We start from the raw sequence: 18,912 nt of genomic DNA on the forward strand, positions 1-18,912 counted from the left end.
AGTGGGATAAAAAAGCAACAGTTTCACGTGGAACATTAATAAAAAACAATGTTTAATAAATATAATGTAATTGTAGTAGGAGCAGGACATGCGGGCTGTGAAGCCGCTGCAGCGGCAGCAAATATGGGATCATCCGTATTGCTGATTACAATGAATATGGGTGTTATTGCGCAGATGAGCTGTAACCCCGCAATAGGGGGAGTAGCCAAAGGACAGATCGTTCGGGAAATCGATGCTATGGGTGGATACACAGGTATCATTGCAGATAAATCAACGATACAATTCCGTATGCTCAACCAATCTAAAGGACCAGCTATGTGGAGTCCAAGAACACAAAATGACCGTATGCGCTTCGCTGAAGAATGGCGTTTAACATTAGAGTCATTATCGAATGTCTATATGTGGCAAGATACGGTCAAAGAAGTAATCGTTGAAAATGGTCAAGCTAAAGGTGTCGTAACTTCACTGGGTATACGTATTGATGCCGATGCTGTCGTACTTACTAATGGAACGTTCTTAAACGGGACTATACATATTGGTGAAAAACGCTTCGGTGGAGGACGCACAGGGGAGAAGGCCGCGACGGGTCTAACGGAACAATTAGTTTCATTAGGTTTCGAATCAGGTCGCATGAAAACAGGAACTCCACCGCGTATCGATGGACGTTCGTTAAACTACGCGCTCATGGAAGAACAATGGGGCGACGAGAAAAGAGGACGTTTTTCCTATACCGATGTGGAGATACCAACAGAACAACGTTGTTGCTGGATCACATACACCAACGAGAAAGTACACGAAATTCTTCGCACAGGTTTCGATAAATCTCCAATGTTCACCGGCAGAATCAAAGGTCTTGGACCACGATACTGTCCTTCTATAGAGGATAAAATAAATAGATTCGCGGAGCGCGATCGTCACCAGATATTTGTTGAACCAGAAGGTTTCAAAACGGTGGAAATATATGTGAATGGTTTTTCGACATCACTTCCAGAGGATGTACAATTAAAAGCATTGCAATTAATACCAGGTTTTGAAAAGGCTAAAATGTACAGACCAGGATATGCCATCGAATACGACTATTTTCCACCAATGCAGTTAGACCTCACCTTAGAAACATTGCGGGTTAAGAATCTCTTTTTTGCTGGTCAGATAAACGGTACAACAGGATATGAAGAAGCCGCTGCACAAGGATTCGTCGCAGGTGTCAATGCACATCAACGTATACATGATCAACATGAGCTAATCTTAAAAAGATCTGAATCCTACATTGGCGTCCTTATCGATGATCTAGTAACCAAAGGAACGGAAGAACCATACCGAATGTTTACATCACGCGCAGAGCACCGTTTACTATTACGTCAGGATAATGCAGATATTCGGTTGACACCAATTGCGCATAAACTAGGTTTAGTGGATGATGCGCGACTAGCAAAAGTCAACAAGAAAATAGAAGACTCTGACAAGTTGGTTAGCTACATGCGCGCTACAAGCGTAGCACCAGCGGATATGAACCCAATACTCGACGAGGTAGGGTCGAGCGCTATTCCGCAGAAAACAAAATTGTTCACACTTTTAAGTAGACCTCAAGTAACAATTAATGACATAGGTCGTGCTTCAAATGACTTTCAAGAATTGCTCCAAAACCACGACGAAGAGACAATCGAACAAGCGGAGATAAAAGTAAAATACGATAGCTACTTTGAAAAGGAAATGGAGATCGTGAACAAAATGAAGAAAATGGAAGATAAAGAAATCAATCCTGATTTCGATTACAAATTACTAACTTCCCTTTCTATTGAAGCACGCGAAAAATTATTAAAAGTAAAACCTCGTACGTTAGGGCAGGCATCTCGAATTTCAGGGGTTTCGCCGTCTGATATTAGTGTATTAATGGTATATATGAGTTAATTAATTGATTATCAATTAATTAAAATAATTAAACAAGACTTATTTTAAAGCGTTCTAAGGCTATATTTTAAAATTTATGATACACGATTCCAAAATAGATAAAACTATCTCAAATCGCTTTAAAATGCGAAATTTAAAGAATATAGTTCTTTTTGGCTTTATGGTGCTCTTTACAAGTACACTCATACGTTGTGCAAATATTCAACGTCCAACAGGTGGACCAAAAGATTCGTTACCACCGAAACTGTTAAATGAATTACCTGCGAATTTCTCACGAAATTTTAAAGAACGAAGAATTGTACTCACATTCGACGAATACATTAAACTAAACAATCAATTTAAAGAATTCAGTATAAGTCCTGATGTCGATGTTCAACCCATCTTTCGCGTAAAGAAGAAAGATCTAATTATTACACTTCCCGATAGCCTGGAAGAAAATACAACTTACACCATTAATTTCGGTAAAGGTCTAGTGGATTATAATGAGGGCAATCCTGTCGTTCATTACAATTATGTGTTTGCGACGGGCAATGAATTAGATTCGCTCTCGCTTAGTGGTTCGGTTAAAAATGGTTTTACGAAAGGCTTTGATCAAAAAAAGGATGAGAATATAAAGGTACTCCTAATACCTACCAGTCAAGATTCTATCTTTGGTAAGAAAAAAGCAAATATCTTCGCCAATGTAGATACAGCGGGCAATTTCAAATTTAATAACCTCCGTGAAAATACCTACCGGATCTATGCCTTGAAAGAACAAAACAATGACCGTATTTTTAACGGAAACGATGAATGGATAGGTTTCTTAAAGGATAGTATCGTCTTAAATAAAAACACGAGTGGTATTCAATTAGAGCTTACAAAAGGCGTTCCTCAACAGTTTCGTACCTTGGAAAAAAAGATTGAAAATACAGGATATGTACTCCTAACATTCAATCAATACCTAAACAAGCCTGCTACTAAAATTCTATTTCCAGCAGATCTTGATAATTCTAAAATTGAAAAATTCAACCTGAATAATGATACTGCAAAAATCTATATCGATAAAGTCGAATTAGATTCAATGAAAATAGAAATATCTGAAATGGGGAAGGTTATAGATACTGTTCTTATTCGAACAAATAAGAATGTAAAATATGACAGAGAACTAAAACCTATACTCAATATCAGTAATAAGGTAGATAAGATCAAGCATATCATTTTGACAAGTTCTAGTCCAATAGCGTCTGTAGATAAGTCCAAAATAGAGCTCTTAGAAGACTCTGTGTCACGTAGAAACTTTCAGTTAGAACAAGATACTACGAATAGGGAATTGTATCATATACGCTTTAATTGGAAGCCTAAAAGGAACTATGAACTTGTGCTTAAAGAGAAGGCAATAGTTAGTCCATTTGACGACTACAACAAAGAGCATAAAACGATGTTTACACTTGATGAATCGGACAATTATGGTAATGTAAATTTTACCATCACCAATATAGATTCCACCATCCAGTACATCGTGGAGTTAATTGACGAGCAGAAAGAAAAAGTTTTTGATAGAAAAATACTGGAAAAGGGACAAAATACCTTCTCCTACAAAGATTTTCCAGGTGGTAAATATAGTTTGCGTGTTATTTATGATGCGAACAGAAATGGTCGTTGGGATCCAGGAAATGTATTTACGCTAACCCAAGCAGAAAATATATGGTATCTTGGCAAAACCTTCACTATACGTGCAAATTGGGATCAAAATGAAACCATAGAATTGTACAAATAAAAAAAGGACGATGATTAAAAGACTGCCACGTCACTGCGAGAAGCGCAGCGACGTGGCAGTCTTTGTTAATTCAACTTAAGAAGATTACCGCACCATCGCTTCTCAGGTTCGCAATGACGTTTTACATTTCTCAAAAAAAATACTATTACCTTTCTTGAAACCAACTGCTATAATGCACATAATTGTGCGGTAATTTCTGTAACAGAGCTAATTGATCTGCTGTCAGAGGTTTGATCTTCTTCGCTGGGATCCCAGCATAGAGATAACCCGACTCACATACAGTATCTTCTAGTACAACAGCACCGGCACCAATAATGACATTGGATTCTACTACTGCTCTATCCATTACAATAGCTCCCATACCAATTAACACATAGTCATGGACCACACAGCCGTGAACAATAGCCTTATGCCCTATATTGACATAATTACCAATGTCTGTACCATTCTTCTCATACGTACAATGTATAACAACACCATCTTGAATATTGCTGTAATTACCTATACGTATATAATTGACATCCCCTCTAATTACCGCATTGAACCATACTGAACAATGTGAACCTATGAAAACATCTCCCACAATAGTGGCATTTTCGGCAACAAACACATTATCTGCAATTTGAGGCGACTTATCTAAAACAGGTAAAATTAACGGCATCTTAAACGATAGTATCAATAGGTGTTACAGATTTTTCCGGATAATCGGTCGTAAAATGTAATCCACGACTTTCTTTCCGTTGCGTCGCTGATTTAACAATCAGATAGGCTACCTGAATAACATTGCGAAGTTCACATAGTTTGACCGACAACTTAGTATTTCTATAAAATTCTTCCGTTTCCTCATACAAAAAGCCCAATCGACGCATCGCACGATCTAATCGGAAATCTGAACGAACAATACCGACATAATCACTCATCAATTTCTGTGTTTCACGTAGGTTATGCGTTACTAAAATCTCTTCATTAAGTAACTTTACCTTCGACTCATCCCAATTTGGAATATCACTTGCAAAAGGAATAGACGGAAAAATTGCCTTCGCATCTTCAAAAATACGATGTGCATAAACAACCGCCTCTAGTAAAGAGTTGGAAGCCAATCGATTAGCTCCATGCAAACCCGTTGATGAACATTCACCACAGGCATAAAGGTTATTTATACTCGTTCGTCCCACCTCATCTACCAAAATACCTCCACATAAATAATGCGCAGCAGGAGTAACCGGAATAAAATCTTTCGTCATATCCAAACCAATGGATAAACACTTCTCATAGATGTTAGGGAAATGCGCTAAGATATCAGCCTTATTACGATGCGTGATGTCCAGGTATACAAAATCAATACCCGATTTTTTCATTTCGTTATCAATTGCCCGCGCTACAATATCACGCGGAGCCAAAGACCCCCGCTCGTCATACTCTTCCATAAAAGCTTCGCCACTTACTCGACGCAAAATTCCACCAAAACCACGTACAGCCTCCGAAATTAAAAAAGCAGGGGAATCTTTAGGGTTATATAAAGAGGTCGGATGAAACTGCATAAATTCCATGTTCCTAATTTTCCCTTTAGCGCGATAAACCATAGCAATACCATCGCCTGTCGCTATCGTAGGATTCGTTGTACTTGCATACACGTGACCCGCACCACCAGACGCCATCAAGGTTACCTTACTTAAAAAGATCTCGACAGCGGCCGTCTTTGTGTTCAAAGCATAGATACCAAAACAGCGAATATCTTCCGAACTTTTATCCACATGTACACCTTGATGGTGTTGCGTAATCAAATCTATAGCAAAACAATGCGTAAGAATCTCAATATTAGGGTGTTCGTGAACTTTTTCCAGTAAAGCACGTTCTATCTCATACCCAGTAATATCTTTATAATGTAAAATACGGTGATTCGAGTGTCCGCCTTCACGTGCCAAATCATAATGGTCAGCATCTACTTTATCGAAGTTAGTACCATACTCAATAAGCTCTTTTATACGCTCAGGAGCTTCCCTAACAACGTTTTCCACAATTTCACGATGACACAAACCATCCCCAGCAACCTCAGTATCAGCAATATGCTTGTCAAAGCTATCAGACTTATCCACAACAGCTGCTACGCCACCTTGTGCATATTTCGTATTTGATTCATCTTCATTCGACTTCGTGACAATCAGCACTTTACCTAACTCCGCAGCCTTTAAAGCAAAACTTAAACCAGCAATGCCGGAGCCAATAATCAAAAAATCTACCTTCTTATTTGCCTTCATTGTAAAGAAATCGTGTAAAAACTGAATAACTATAGAACAAATTAACAAAATATGTGGATAACATGTATATAAACCGTGAACTAAAAATGAAAACTTTAATACTTTCCACAATTCACACATTATACACACAATGCTCGGGGATAAATAAGGAAAATATGAAGAGAATATTAACAAATTATGAACAACAAAGAATTCACAAAAAAATATGGAAACTAAAAAACATAAAAAATTAGAACCTTGATTTTCAAGCTTTAGTTTGTTTAAAACTGTTTATAAATTGTGGAAAACCTCAGTATAACTACAAATCCAATTTATTTTTCTCGCTGTTTTCCCCATTTTCCACAGACTAATAAACAACAAGTTCTTTTTCTTTAAAAAACATTATTAATTATTGAAAAAAAGGAATGTGGATTTCGTCTCAATTTCTTTCTTTACTTTTGTATTGTTGATGAGTAACATACATGGACCATTTGGGAGAATGATAATGAACACACAATTTGAAACAGATTTAGAATCTAAAGGATTTATTGACGAACCGATTGATCCAAGTTTAGATATAGTCGCTGAAATTCAACGACTTAAGAAAGAAAAAAATGCCGTTATCCTAGCGCACTATTACCAAGATGCTGAAATACAGGATATTGCAGATTATATAGGAGATAGTCTAGGTTTATCGCAGCAAGCAGCTAAAACGGACGCTGATGTTATTGTTTTCGCTGGAGTGCATTTTATGGCCGAAACAGCAAAAATATTATCGCCAAAGAAAAAGGTTTTGCTACCTGATTTAAAAGCAGGGTGCTCATTATCAGATAGTTGTCCGCCTCATCTTTTTGCTAAGTTCAAAGAGCAATACCCTGATCACCTGGTCATTACGTATGTGAATTGTACGGCAGAACTGAAAGCTCTATCGGATATTGTTTGTACGTCTAGTAATGCCGTTCAAATTGTGGAAAGTTTACCGAAGGATCAAAAGATTATTTTCGGACCAGATCGTAACCTGGGCGATTATGTGCGCAAAAAAACAGGTCGAGATCTAGTATTGTGGAATGGTGCCTGTATGGTGCATGAAATTTTTTCGCAAGATAAAATAGCCGATTTAAGGAAGCAGTTTCCGGAAGCTAAATTTATTGCACACCCCGAATGTGAGGAACATATCCTGGCTACAGCGGATTATATCGGTTCGACATCGGGAATGCTAAAATATACGATCGAGAATCCTGCACAACAGTTTATTGTCGCAACAGAATCTGGAATTTTGCACCAAATGCAAAAAGCTAGCCCGAATAAATTGTTTATTCCTGCTCCGCCAAACAATGTATGTGCATGTAACGATTGTCCACACATGAAATTAAATACGCTCGAGAAATTATACAACTGTTTGTACTACGGATTACCGGAAGTTGATTTGGATCCAGCAGTTATAGAACGTGCAAGATTGCCGATTGAAAGAATGTTAGAAATATCAGAACGGTTTGGACTATAGCTAATTGCACGTATAAATAAATAAAAATGTTTGATAATATAGATAGAACGGATATTGAGCAATTGGGTGAATTTGGCTTGATTGAATATTTAACAAAAGCTGTTGAATTGACACAGCCTTCCACCATAAAAGGTATTGGTGATGATGCCGCTGTTTTGGACTTTTCAGGTCAGAAAATGCTTGTATCAACCGATTTACTTCTTGAAGGTATACACTTTGATCTGCGTTATGTTCCTTTGAAACATCTTGGTTATAAAGCTGTTCAGGTTAACCTGAGTGATATTTATGCCATGAATGGAAAAGCATCGCAGATTACTTTTTCCATTGGATTGTCTTCTAAGTTTCCGTTGGAGGCGGTGGAAGAAATTTACGAAGGAGCACTCATCGCATGCAAGAAGTATGGAGTCGATTTAATCGGTGGAGATACATCGGCTTCGGCACAAGGATTGGTGATTTCTGTTACGAGTATCGGCTATGCGGAAGAAGCAAAAATTGCCTATCGTTCTGCGGCTCAAGAAGGTGATTTACTCTGTGTTAGTGGGGATCTTGGTGGCGCCTATGTAGGCTTACAATTATTGGAGCGTGAGAAACAGATTTTTCTGGAAAACCCTAATATTCAACCCGATCTAGAAGGTAAGGACTATATTGTTGAACGCCAATTGAAACCGGATGCGCGTAAAGATATCGTTGAACTTTTTGAAGCATATGACATTAAACCAAACGCAATGATTGACGTTTCGGATGGCTTAGCATCAGAGATTTTACATATCTGTAAAGCCTCCGGAGTTGGGTGTAAATTGTATGAGGAAAAAATTCCGATCGATCCCATGACCTATGAAACTGCACGAGAGTTTGGTTTGGATCCTACGGTTTGTGCATTGAACGGTGGTGAGGATTACGAGCTGCTCTTTACTATTCCGCAAGATCAATATGATAAGGTAAAGAACCAATTGGATATCACAATTATAGGTTACATAACCGAACAAAATGCGGGCTGTGAAATGATTTCAAAATCAGGTAATGTACATCCTATAAAAGCACAAGGATGGAATGCTTTTAGTAAAGAAAAATAGATTTTAGAATACCTAATATCCCTAAAAGTCCGTGTATGTCACGGACTTTTTTCTTATCTTTAAAGCTTGTTAACCAATTGTAAGTGAGATGAGAAAACCTATTTGGGAACCTTCAGAACAGTATAGTAAATCTTCGGCATTATATAGTTTTCAGCAACATGTCGAGCTGCATAATAATCGGTCTTTTTTAAATTATTCAGCATTGCACGACTGGTCCGTCCAACAGATTGATAAATTTTGGGAAGCTGCTTTGATGTATTTTGATTTATCTTATTCGGGTACGTATAATACCGTGTTAGAGTGGGATAATCAAGCCCTTGATTTTGTCGATGCGCGCTGGTTTTCGGGTATCACTTTGAGCTATGCCGAACATATTTTTAAGAATAAATTAGATTCCGATATTGCTTTACGCTATGCCGATGAAGAGGTTGAATATAAGGAGGTAACATGGAAGGAATTGCGGGATAAAGTTTCTATAATGCAACAGTATCTGCGTGATAGAGGCGTGCAAAAGGGAGATCGTGTTGCCGCGGTTCTTAATAATACGATAGATAGTACCGCTATATTTTTAGCCGTTAATTCGTTGGGGGCTATTTGGTCCTGCTGTTCGCCTGATTTCGGAGATGCGAGTATCCTCGAACGTTTTCAGCAAATAACACCAAAAGTTTTATTTGTCGAAACGGCATATCAATATAATGGTAGGAAATTCATAAAAACGGATACTTTAGATTTTCTAAAAGCAAATATTCCTTCATTATCCACTGTTGTACAGGTAGATAATGAACTGTGGCGTTCCTTTTTAAGTGGATACCAGGCACATGATTTAGGATTTGAGCGAGTAGAATTTGATTTTCCAATTTGGATTTTATACTCGTCGGGGACGACTGGAAAACCCAAAGCTATCACACATCGTACAGGTGGAAATCTCCTAGAACACTATAAGGCATTGGCCTTGCACCAGAATGTTTTGCCTGGCGAAAACTATTTATGGTATACAACCACAGGCTGGATGATGTGGAATTATGCCTTGTCAAGCTTATTATGTGGCGCAACTTTATGTATTTTTAATGGGGCAATACAACACAAAGAACATACCTCGTTTTGGTCTTTTGTTCGGCGATCGGAGGTTCATCATTTAGGAGCAGGCGCCGCATATTTCTCTGCGATACATGATTTAGAAATTAAAGATTATTATCCAAAAGTAATTGGTTCTACGGGATCCCCTCTTCCTATTGCAACATTCGAAAATTTACAATATAAATTTCCAGATGTACATATTATATCATTGAGTGGAGGAACGGATGTATGCAGTGCCTTTTTATCGGGATGTGCATATCTTCCAGTTTATGCTGGAGAGATCCAATGTCGTACATTGGGCTCTGATATTGTAGCTGTTAATGATCAATGGAACGAGGTAATAAATGAGGTAGGAGAGTTGGTTATAAAACAACCCATGCCCTCGATGCCTTTGAAATTTTGGAATGATCCGGAAAATACAAAGTATAGATCCAGTTATTTTGAACAGCAAAATGGTCTGTGGAGCCATGGTGATTGGATAAAAATCAATGAGCACGGTGGCATACAAATGTTTGGACGATCAGATGCTACACTAAATAGAGGTGGAGTTCGTATTGGAACCGCGGAAATTTATAATGTTGTTAATGCTTTAGACTCTGTAGTAGATAGTTTAGTGATCAGTATCGAAGATGAACATGGAAACAGCACCATGATTATTTTCTTACAATTAGTACCCAATGGTCTTCTGGAGGAAACCACACAACAAATTAAGCAGGGATTACGGACAGCTTATAGTCCGCGCCACGTGCCGGATACATTTTATGAAGTCGATGATATTCCGTATACCTTAAGTGGTAAAAAATTAGAAATTCCGGTGAAGAAAATATTCTCGGGTACATCGGTAGAGAATGCGGTTTCTAAAGATATTATGCGTAATCCGGAATGCCTGATGGCCTATGCTGAACTCGCTAAGGATAGGTAAGGGATAGGTATGTTTTGGTAACATATATGTTCCCAATTACCCGAAAAACATTAGTTTTTATATATTTGAAAACTAATGTTTTATAAATAAATGAATCCAAAACACCTAAAATTCTTAAAAAAGAGAAAAATATTTTTTTATAGTGGACTAAGTGCTTTGATGCTGAGTGGATTAAATCTATCGGTACAAGCGCAGGATAGTGTTTCACATGTAGAAAGCCACAAGAGAAATTATGTTAAAGTAGAGATTTTTTCGGTTGGCGCGAGTGCCGATATATCAGGTTCTAAAAATCATCCGGATCGAGAATTAATGGGAACACGACAAGATATAGCACTATCTTCTTCCATTAGAATAAATCACCTATTTTCCAATAAAATAGGTTGGTATGCTGGTCTTAAACTTGATTATTTGGATGAGAAAAGTTCCGCATTTTATGACGCTATACCAGTTGGTGAAATATTACTGCGCGTATTTTATGGAGGCTTTGTTCCGGCTTATACTGTGGATGCGGGATTATTGTATCGTACAGAAACAAAACGTTGGGATATTCATCCACGAGTAGGATTTGGTTATGGATTGTTCCTTATGGATCGCGATTCTGATAAGAGTAAAACACTCGAAGATGGTTCAAAGCAGCGAAATATATACACACAGCGCGCGTCGGGTAGTTTACTGAATGTAGGAATCAGCAGTCACTATTTTGTGAGCCGGAAAAGTTTTATTTCTCTAAACGCTACTTTACAGCAGCCTTTAGAGAAATCATATGGTGAATTGTCAACGACAATAGACGAACAGCCAACAGTTAATAGACGCTATGAAAGTGCGGGTATTGGTCGCAATCTCACGCTAAGTGTCGGCTACGGTTTTACTATTGGTAAACGCTCTTTATAGCAGAAAATCAACGATTAAGTTTGAATAACCCCTACATTGTATTTTTCAATAGTGGGGTTATGATTTGCTGCTTCTATACCCATAGAAATGATGTTTCGCGTTTCAGCTGGGTCGATAACACCATCGACCCATAATCGTGCTGCGGCATAATAGGGACTCAGTTGTTCATTATATTGTGCTTCTATTTTAGCAAGTAGTTCCTTTTTATCTTCATCCGATAAAGTAGTGCCTTTTCCTTTTAGGGTTGCTTCTTGTATTTGGAGCAGCGTTTTACCAGCAGCAGCACCACTCATAACAGCCATGCTTGCCGTCGGCCAAGCATAAATTAAACGTGGATCGTATGCCTTTCCACACATCGCATAGTTTCCGGCACCATAGCTGTTACCTACGATAAAGGTGAATTTAGGAACGACTGAATTAGCCATAGCATTCACCATTTTGGCACCGTCCTTAATAATACCGCCTTGCTCAGAGCGCGAACCGACCATAAATCCTGTTACATCCTGAAAAAATATTAAAGGTATTTTTTGCTGATTACAGTTCATAATAAATCGGGCTGCTTTATCGGCCGAGTCGGAATATATCACACCGCCCATTTGCATCTCCGTTGTATTTCCTGGCTTTTTAGCCTTTACGACTTCACGTTGGTTTGCTACAATTCCGACGGCCCAACCATCGATACGCGCTAGCGTACAAAGGATCGTTTTTCCATAATCCTTTTTATATTCTTCCATCGAATCGGCATCGACAATAGTCTTTAGCAACTCCCGCATATCATACGATTTTAATCGATCGAGCGGGAGAATATCATAGAGTGCTTTTGGTTTGTATGCTGGGGCAATTGGCGTTTTACGTGAAAAATGGGCATGCTCATGGTGTCCAAATTTATCAACTATATTACGGATAGCGTCCAGACAGCTGTTATCATCGGGGTATTTGTTATCTGTTACGCCCGAAATTTCACAATGTGTAGTAGCACCACCAAGTGTTTCATTATCAATAACCTCGCCTATAGAGGAACGAACTAAGTAGGAACCCGCTAAAAATACAGATCCTGTTCCTTCAACAATTAAAGCATAATCCGACATGATGGGCAAATAAGCTCCTCCTGCTACGCAAGAACCCATGATGGCGGATATCTGTGGAATGCCCATCGAAGATAATTTGGCATTATTTCTAAAAATGCGACCAAAGTGTTCTTTGTCCGGGAAAATTTCATCTTGCATGGGTAGGTATACGCCAGCGGAATCGACCAAGTAGATAATAGGAATATGGTTTTCCATAGCGATTTCTTGAGCACGAAGATTTTTTTTGCCCGTCATCGGAAACCAAGCACCTGCTTTTACTGTAGCATCGTTGGAAACGACCACACATAAGCGACCGCTAACATAACCTAAAACCACAACTACACCAGCATTAGGGCAGCCTCCATGTTCGGCATACATACCATCGGCAGCAAACTTGCCTATTTCCACATAGGGCTGGTTGTCGTCCAATAAATAGGTGATTCGTTCCCAAGCAGTGAGCTTGCCTTTCTCTTTATGTTTCTCAATTTTCGATAATCCACCTCCCAATTGAAGCTTCTCGGTTTTTTGCTTTAGAAGGTCCAGTAAATCTTGCATACTTACGTGGTTTTAATTATTGTAATTTATAAATGGTAGAATGTTATGAAATTATAAAAATTTTAAATTATCAATTGTTTTTTATATTTTTCACAAATCCAGTGTAAACTTACAAAATATTATGTTACATACATACGAAAATGAGCAATTAGCTTTGGTTCGAGAAAGTGCTCGCCAATTTGCCAAAGATTTTATCAAACCACATATTATGGACTGGGATGAGAAGCAATTCTTTCCCGTCGAACTCTTTAAAAAAATAGGACAGCAGGGCTTTATGGGAATTCTTGTTCCCGAAGCATATAATGGATCCGGACTCGGATATCAAGAGTATATAACGATACTTGATGAGATTTCGAAAGTGTGTGGATCTATTGGTTTATCGGTTGCGGCCCATAATTCCTTGTGCACAAATCATATCTTATCCTTTGCAAATGAAGAACAGAAAAGAAGGTACTTGCCTAAATTAGCAACCGCTGAATGGATAGGGGCTTGGGGATTAACGGAAACCGGTTCAGGATCAGATGCCGGTGGTTTGGCAACGACTGCTGTGAAAGATGGAGATTATTATATTATTAATGGCTCTAAGACATTTATCACACATGCCATTAGTGGTGATGTAGCTGTTGTAATGGTTCGTACAGGCGAGAAAGGGCATAAGAGAAATGTTACAGCCTTTATTATGGAGAAGGGAACACCCGGATTTTCTGCTGGACAGAAAATCGATAAGTTAGGCATGCGTGCTTCAGAGACGGCGAGTTTGTTTTTTGATAACTGCCGCGTCCACAAGGATCAGGTTATCGGAGAGGAAGGAGATGGTTTTGTGCAAGCTTTGAAACTGTTAGATGGCGGACGTATTTCTATTGCAGCTTTGTCGTTGGGTATCGCAAGAGGTGCTTATGAATGTGCGTTACGTTATGCTAACGAACGGGAACAATTTGGTCAACCAATATTTAATTTTCAGGATGTTGGTTTTAAATTAGCGGATATGGCAACAAAAATAGAGGCTTCGGAGTTATTAGTAAGACAAGCCGGTCAGCTGAAAAATGAAGGACTTAAGGTCACTAAAGAAGGCGCTATGGCAAAACTTTATGCTTCGGAAGTGGCTGTAGAAGTATCCAACGAAAGTGTACAGATTCATGGTGGATATGGTTTTACAAAAGATTTTCCAGCGGAAAAATTCTTCCGCGACGCTAAACTTTGTACAATAGGAGAAGGGACAAGTGCAATACAAAAGATGGTGATAGCCAGGGAGATTAAGAAAGATGTCTAAAAAAGAACATATACAAATTGTAGACTGTCCGCGAGATGCGATTCAGGGAATAGACAAATTTATTCCAACGGAACGAAAAGTAGCATATATCAATCAGTTGGCGAACAGTCGGCTGATTGACTTTATTGATTTTGGTAGTTTTGTTTCTCCTAAAGCAGTACCCCAAATGGAGGATACAGCTATTTTAGTCGATAGTATAGATAAAAAAGAAAGTAAATTGATTGCTATTATAGCGAATGTGAAAGGTGCCGTTCGAGCAGCGCCCTATCAAAATATAGATTATTTAGGGTATCCATTTTCTATTTCGGAAACCTTCCAGAAGCGAAACGCCAATCAATCGATTGAAGAAGCATATCAGTCTGTGGAGAAGGCAAAAGATGTTATGGCACAAGCGGGTAAACAAGAATTGATGGTGTATATATCTATGGCTTTTGGAAATCCGTATAAAGATGCTTGGCATGCCGATCTTGTTTTGGAATGGATGGAAAAACTAGGTGAATTAGGTATTTATAAGTTCTCTTTGGCGGATACCACGGCTGAAGCTACGCCAGGTGTAGTACATGATATTTTTACAGCCACGCGTCACCGTTTTCCGGATGTTGAATTAAGTTTGCACTTACACAGTAGGGTCGAAGATGCATCCCTAAAAGTGGACGCGGCGCATCGGGCAGGCTGTCGTATTTTTGAGGGAGCAATGATGGGATACGGTGGATGTCCCTTTGCACAAGATGATTTGGTAGGAAACATTCCAACAGAAATATTGTTACGTAGATTTAAACAGGTAAAAGAAGGTGAAGTACAGCATCTTATGCAAGGTTTTCAGGAATTAATACAGAAATAAATGACCTATAATTATATAAAAACAGATATTACCAATTTTGTATTTACGTTAACACTTGCACGACCAGAGAAACGAAATGCATTTACTCCAACGATGGTGAATGAGATACGTCATGCTTTAGTGTCTGCAAATTATGATGATCGTGTAAAGTTAGTTTTAATAAATGCTGAAGGGCCAGTCTTTTGTGCAGGAATGGATTTAAAGACATTTAATGATCCAAGTCTGGATATTCAGAATCCTCATATTGTAAATAAAGAAATCTCTTTGGGTGAAGTTATGGAGCAATTGAATAAGCCTTCGGTCGCTATTTTGGAAGGAGATGTTATTGCTGGTGCCTTTTTACTGATTGCAAATTGTACCTATGTATTTGCTGCAGAAAAGGTGCGGTTTCGATTACCGGAATTAAGCATTGGCTTATTTCCTTTTCAGGTGATGGCAGGATTATTAAAAGTTATGCCGGAAAAAATGATGCTTCAGCTTTGTTTGAATACGGATTACTTTGATCGAGAAAAAGCCAAAGAATATGGACTGGTTGATCGTAATTTAGAAGATGTTGATTTTCTTACTTTTGTGGATCGATTCAATACGGTAGATACGAAGGCCCTGGTTGCTGGGTTATCCGCAGCAAAGGAATTGTCAATGATTACACCAGATAAAAGGTATAACTACCTTTTGGAAAAGCTTGCTGCACTACGGGATATTGAAAAGTAATATTAAGCTCTTTTTTCGATGCTGAAGCTGTTGTAGCCAATACCAATTTCGATCTCTAAGAGACGTTGCTGTAACATTTCCAGAATAGCCAGAAAATTATAGACAAATTGCACCTTATTTTCTGAGTTTTTAGCAATCTGATGAAAGTCTAATTTTTTGTTTAGCTCAATAAGGTCAGCGATTGCTCTTTTTTGTTGTTCAATCGTATAGGGATATTTGATGACGGTATGTGTAACCTCTTTAATCCGATGCGTAAAGTTGAACATCATCTTTTCATACATCATCATAAGTTTATACAAATCAAAGGAAGCTAATTCTTCATCTGTACGGTCTTTTTTTCTAGCTATCTTATTATCTGCTTCTATATTTCCACGTGAATGAAGTCTATTTCTATTTTCTTCAAGCACGCGCATCTCTTCACAGATTTCCTTAAACTGCTTGTATAAAATAAGTTTCTGGGTAAGTTCCTTTTTTAGATCAATTTCATTTTCAGGATCATCCAGGTCGGGCCGTGGAAGAAGCATTTTGGCCTTGATACGCATCAACGTGGAAGCAACAAAAATGAATTCACTTGCCAGCTCGATATTTAAAGACTGCATTTTCTGTATATAATCCAGAAACTCATCTGTAATCTTCGAAATAGGAATATCATGGATGTTTAATTCATCCCTTTCGATAAAAAAGAGCAACAGGTCGAATGGACCTTCAAACTGCTCCAGTTTAATTTCGTAAGCTGTTGTTTGCATATTCAATCCAAAAATAAACAATTGTACCCGAACTTTCAGTTTAAAGCAGTGAGTTTTACAAGGTTTAGGGTAGTAGTTAAACTATTATTTACCTATATTGTTCTGTAGTTTAACGAATAAGTCGTTAATTTGTAACTTATTTATAGATAATAAAAATATGCAAGTAGAGGCAGGTCCGCTATTACAACAGATAAACTATCCATCCGATTTGCGAAATTTAAATGCAAAGCAGCTGGAAGAAGTATGCACCGAGCTTAGACAATTTATAATTGATATCGTCTCGGTCAACGGAGGACATTTTGCAGCCAGTTTAGGTGTGGTAGAATTAACAGTTGCATTACATTATGCGTTAAATACACCTTACGATCAAATTGTTTTTGATGTTGGACATCAGGCTTATGGACATAAAATATTAACGGGAAGAAGAGAGCTTTTTCATACCAATCGTATTTATGGTGGTATTTCTGGTTTTCCAAAACGAAGTGAGAGTCCATACGATACTTTTGGAGTAGGTCACTCTTCGACCTCCATCTCTGCTGCACTCGGGATGGCTGTTGCTTCGGCCTATAAAGGTGAAAGCGATCGCCAACATGTTGCGATCATTGGCGACGGCGCCTTGACCGGAGGAATGGCTTTTGAAGCATTAAATCATGCGGGAATAGAAAAATCCAACTTACTCGTTATCTTGAATGATAACTGTATGTCCATTGATCCTAATGTAGGAGCGATGAAGGAATATTTAACCAGCATAACCACATCAAAGAGCTATAACAAATTCAGAGATGAACTGATTGCTGTCTTGGCAAAGATTTCAAAAAATGGACCGGATGCCTATGGTTGGGCCAAAAAGCTGGAACAAAGCATAAAAGGAACATTACTGAAGAACGCAAACCTTTTTGAATCTTTAAACTTCAGATACTTTGGCCCAGTTGACGGGCATGATGTAAATAAACTGACGCGTACTATAGAGGATTTGAAACATATTCCTGGACCGAAATTGTTACATGTGGTAACTGTTAAAGGTAAAGGCTATGCTTTGGCGGAGAAAGATCAAACAACATGGCATGCACCAGGTTTGTTTGATAAAATAACGGGCGAAATAAAAAAATCTCCTGTTGATAAACCACAGCCGCCCAAATATCAGGATGTTTTTGGACATACGTTGGTGGAATTGGCTGAAGCTAACGATAAGATTATGGGGATTACCCCAGCGATGCCATCGGGATCTTCAATGAATATTATGATGAAGGCGATGCCTGACAGATCTTTTGATGTTGGTATTGCTGAGCAGCATGCTGTAACGTTTAGTGCGGGGCTAGCCTCGCAAGGAATGGTTCCTTTTTGTACGATTTATTCCACATTTATGCAACGGGCCTATGATCAGGTTATTCATGATGTTGCGCTGCAGAAATTAAATGTGGTATTCTGTTTAGATCGAGCAGGATTAGTGGGAGCCGATGGCCCGACGCATCATGGAGCTTATGATATTGCTTACATGCGTTGTGTACCGAATATGATTGTTGCTGCACCAATGAACGAAGAAGAATTACGGAATTTAATGTATACCTCTCAGCTTCCAAATCAAGGACCATTCTCGATACGATACCCACGCGGAAATGGTGTAATGGTTGATTGGAAGCGACCGTTTCAAGAAATAGCCATTGGTAAAGGGCGTAAATTAAACGATGGGGAAGAGGTTGCTATATTAAGTTTTGGAACAATTGGAAACGAAGCGACCAAAGCGATAAAAGTATTGAACGAAGAGGGAATTTATCCTGCACATTATGACCTACGTTTTGTGAAACCTTTGGATGAAGAAATGTTACATGAGGTCTTTCGGAAGTTCAGCAAGGTCGTGACCATAGAGGATGGTTGTATTGTCGGAGGTGTTGGATCTGCTGTTCTCGAATTTATGTCAGACCACGGATATAATGCGCAAGTAATTCGTTTAGGAATTCCGGATGAAGTTATAGAGCATGGTGAACAAAAAGAGCTATGGAAAGCTTGTGGTTATGATGCTGAATCTGTTGTATTACAAGTAAAGCGATTAACGCAAGGTATAAAAACGGATTCAATGGTCTCTTAAAAAACTATTGACGAAAAAAAATTAAGGGAAGGTTTAAATAACCTTCCCTTTTTTGTTTTTTATCTGTATATTTATAAGCAAGAAATAAAGAATAGTTTTCCACACCAATACGCCGATAAGACCGAAACGAGTAAAACAAGGCTTTGTAAAACCTGTAAAAACAGGGATGTTGAAAAAATATAAAATAAGCAATTTTAGAGACTAAAAAAAGCGAAAAAATCACTTAAGTAATTGACTTATAGTATTGTTTGTTTTTTTTGTTTTTTTA

The 18,912-nt window shown here is 38.3% G+C and carries 14 protein-coding genes; 10 read left to right on the plus strand and 4 right to left on the minus strand.

Going from position 1 to position 18,912, the window contains the following annotated elements:
- Nucleotides 1-48: 48 nt before the first annotated feature.
- Nucleotides 49-1,908 carry a tRNA uridine-5-carboxymethylaminomethyl(34) synthesis enzyme MnmG gene (gene mnmG / locus E2P86_RS18025; RefSeq protein ID WP_134433952.1) on the plus strand — a complete coding sequence of 620 codons (1,860 nt, stop codon included), beginning with the start codon at nucleotides 49-51 and terminating at the stop codon, nucleotides 1,906-1,908.
- Between the two features lie 124 nt (nucleotides 1,909-2,032).
- On the plus strand, nucleotides 2,033-3,664 hold the full coding sequence (locus tag E2P86_RS18030) for an Ig-like domain-containing protein (protein ID WP_240775543.1): 1,632 nt from the start codon (nucleotides 2,033-2,035) through the stop codon (nucleotides 3,662-3,664).
- 145 nt (nucleotides 3,665-3,809) lie between these two features.
- Here the strand turns inward: E2P86_RS18030 and E2P86_RS18035 are convergent, their stop codons facing one another.
- Both E2P86_RS18035 and nadB read right to left on the minus strand, forming a co-directional pair.
- Nucleotides 3,810-4,325: a gamma carbonic anhydrase family protein gene (locus tag E2P86_RS18035; RefSeq protein WP_085473431.1), complete on the minus strand. Its 516-nt coding sequence runs from the start codon at nucleotides 4,323-4,325 to the stop codon at nucleotides 3,810-3,812.
- A gap of 1 nt (nucleotide 4,326) precedes the next feature.
- Nucleotides 4,327-5,922 (minus strand): L-aspartate oxidase, encoded by a 1,596-nt coding sequence (gene nadB / locus E2P86_RS18040; protein WP_085473430.1) that lies wholly within the window; start codon nucleotides 5,920-5,922, stop codon nucleotides 4,327-4,329.
- A 484-nt stretch (nucleotides 5,923-6,406) separates the two neighbouring features.
- On the opposite strand from nadB, the gene nadA reads away from it, so the two are divergent.
- From nadA to E2P86_RS18060, 4 genes are all read left to right on the plus strand, one after another.
- Nucleotides 6,407-7,405, plus strand: coding sequence for a quinolinate synthase NadA (gene nadA, locus E2P86_RS18045; RefSeq protein WP_085473429.1), 999 nt, complete (start codon nucleotides 6,407-6,409; stop codon nucleotides 7,403-7,405).
- A gap of 26 nt (nucleotides 7,406-7,431) precedes the next feature.
- Nucleotides 7,432-8,478, plus strand: coding sequence for a thiamine-phosphate kinase (gene thiL, locus E2P86_RS18050; RefSeq protein ID WP_085473428.1), 1,047 nt, complete (start codon nucleotides 7,432-7,434; stop codon nucleotides 8,476-8,478).
- 88 nt (nucleotides 8,479-8,566) lie between these two features.
- Complete coding sequence (locus E2P86_RS18055; protein ID WP_134433954.1) at nucleotides 8,567-10,477, plus strand: acetoacetate--CoA ligase; 1,911 nt, start codon at nucleotides 8,567-8,569, stop codon at nucleotides 10,475-10,477.
- 90 nt (nucleotides 10,478-10,567) lie between these two features.
- Nucleotides 10,568-11,368 carry a hypothetical protein gene (locus tag E2P86_RS18060; RefSeq protein ID WP_134433955.1) on the plus strand — a complete coding sequence of 267 codons (801 nt, stop codon included), beginning with the start codon at nucleotides 10,568-10,570 and terminating at the stop codon, nucleotides 11,366-11,368.
- A gap of 14 nt (nucleotides 11,369-11,382) precedes the next feature.
- Here E2P86_RS18060 and E2P86_RS18065 read toward each other — a convergent pair whose 3' ends face one another.
- Entirely contained in the window at nucleotides 11,383-12,990 is a 1,608-nt protein-coding gene (locus tag E2P86_RS18065; RefSeq protein WP_134433956.1) for an acyl-CoA carboxylase subunit beta, read from the minus strand.
- Nucleotides 12,991-13,111: 121 nt separating this feature from the next.
- On the opposite strand from E2P86_RS18065, the gene E2P86_RS18070 reads away from it, so the two are divergent.
- Genes E2P86_RS18070 through E2P86_RS18080 form a run of 3 tightly spaced genes read left to right on the plus strand, consistent with a single transcriptional unit; the run spans nucleotide 13,112 to nucleotide 15,812 of the window.
- The gene (locus tag E2P86_RS18070) at nucleotides 13,112-14,260 is read left to right on the plus strand and encodes an acyl-CoA dehydrogenase family protein (protein ID WP_134433957.1); all 1,149 of its coding nucleotides are present in this window, start codon (nucleotides 13,112-13,114) and stop codon (nucleotides 14,258-14,260) included.
- Nucleotides 14,253-15,101 (plus strand): beta/alpha barrel domain-containing protein, encoded by an 849-nt coding sequence (locus E2P86_RS18075; protein WP_085473423.1) that lies wholly within the window; start codon nucleotides 14,253-14,255, stop codon nucleotides 15,099-15,101. Before E2P86_RS18070 ends, E2P86_RS18075 begins: the two co-directional genes overlap by 8 nt.
- Complete coding sequence (locus tag E2P86_RS18080) at nucleotides 15,102-15,812, plus strand: enoyl-CoA hydratase/isomerase family protein (RefSeq protein ID WP_134433958.1); 711 nt, start codon at nucleotides 15,102-15,104, stop codon at nucleotides 15,810-15,812.
- A 2-nt stretch (nucleotides 15,813-15,814) separates the two neighbouring features.
- Here the strand turns inward: E2P86_RS18080 and E2P86_RS18085 are convergent, their stop codons facing one another.
- The gene (locus E2P86_RS18085; protein WP_085473421.1) at nucleotides 15,815-16,558 is read right to left on the minus strand and encodes a segregation and condensation protein A; all 744 of its coding nucleotides are present in this window, start codon (nucleotides 16,556-16,558) and stop codon (nucleotides 15,815-15,817) included.
- Between the two features lie 157 nt (nucleotides 16,559-16,715).
- On the opposite strand from E2P86_RS18085, the gene dxs reads away from it, so the two are divergent.
- Nucleotides 16,716-18,644, plus strand: coding sequence for a 1-deoxy-D-xylulose-5-phosphate synthase (gene dxs / locus E2P86_RS18090; protein WP_134433959.1), 1,929 nt, complete (start codon nucleotides 16,716-16,718; stop codon nucleotides 18,642-18,644).
- Nucleotides 18,645-18,912 lie beyond the last annotated feature (268 nt).

Origin of the sequence: Sphingobacterium psychroaquaticum, from assembly GCF_004421025.1 — a bacterium.
In the GTDB taxonomy this organism is placed as follows: domain Bacteria; phylum Bacteroidota; class Bacteroidia; order Sphingobacteriales; family Sphingobacteriaceae; genus Sphingobacterium; species Sphingobacterium psychroaquaticum.

Bases quoted from the DNA above. Each gene is read 5' to 3' on its own strand.
- mnmG (WP_134433952.1), top strand. From the start codon at position 49: ATGTTTAATAAATATAATGTAATTGTAGTAGGAGCAGGACATGCGGGC.
- E2P86_RS18030 (WP_240775543.1), top strand. From the start codon at position 2,033: ATGCGAAATTTAAAGAATATAGTTCTTTTTGGCTTTATGGTGCTCTTT.
- E2P86_RS18035 (WP_085473431.1), bottom strand. From the start codon at position 4,325: ATGCCGTTAATTTTACCTGTTTTAGATAAGTCGCCTCAAATTGCAGAT.
- nadB (WP_085473430.1), bottom strand. From the start codon at position 5,922: ATGAAGGCAAATAAGAAGGTAGATTTTTTGATTATTGGCTCCGGCATT.
- nadA (WP_085473429.1), top strand. From the start codon at position 6,407: ATGAACACACAATTTGAAACAGATTTAGAATCTAAAGGATTTATTGAC.
- thiL (WP_085473428.1), top strand. From the start codon at position 7,432: ATGTTTGATAATATAGATAGAACGGATATTGAGCAATTGGGTGAATTT.
- E2P86_RS18055 (WP_134433954.1), top strand. From the start codon at position 8,567: ATGAGAAAACCTATTTGGGAACCTTCAGAACAGTATAGTAAATCTTCG.
- E2P86_RS18060 (WP_134433955.1), top strand. From the start codon at position 10,568: ATGAATCCAAAACACCTAAAATTCTTAAAAAAGAGAAAAATATTTTTT.
- E2P86_RS18065 (WP_134433956.1), bottom strand. From the start codon at position 12,990: ATGCAAGATTTACTGGACCTTCTAAAGCAAAAAACCGAGAAGCTTCAA.
- E2P86_RS18070 (WP_134433957.1), top strand. From the start codon at position 13,112: ATGTTACATACATACGAAAATGAGCAATTAGCTTTGGTTCGAGAAAGT.
- E2P86_RS18075 (WP_085473423.1), top strand. From the start codon at position 14,253: ATGTCTAAAAAAGAACATATACAAATTGTAGACTGTCCGCGAGATGCG.
- E2P86_RS18080 (WP_134433958.1), top strand. From the start codon at position 15,102: ATGACCTATAATTATATAAAAACAGATATTACCAATTTTGTATTTACG.
- E2P86_RS18085 (WP_085473421.1), bottom strand. From the start codon at position 16,558: ATGCAAACAACAGCTTACGAAATTAAACTGGAGCAGTTTGAAGGTCCA.
- dxs (WP_134433959.1), top strand. From the start codon at position 16,716: ATGCAAGTAGAGGCAGGTCCGCTATTACAACAGATAAACTATCCATCC.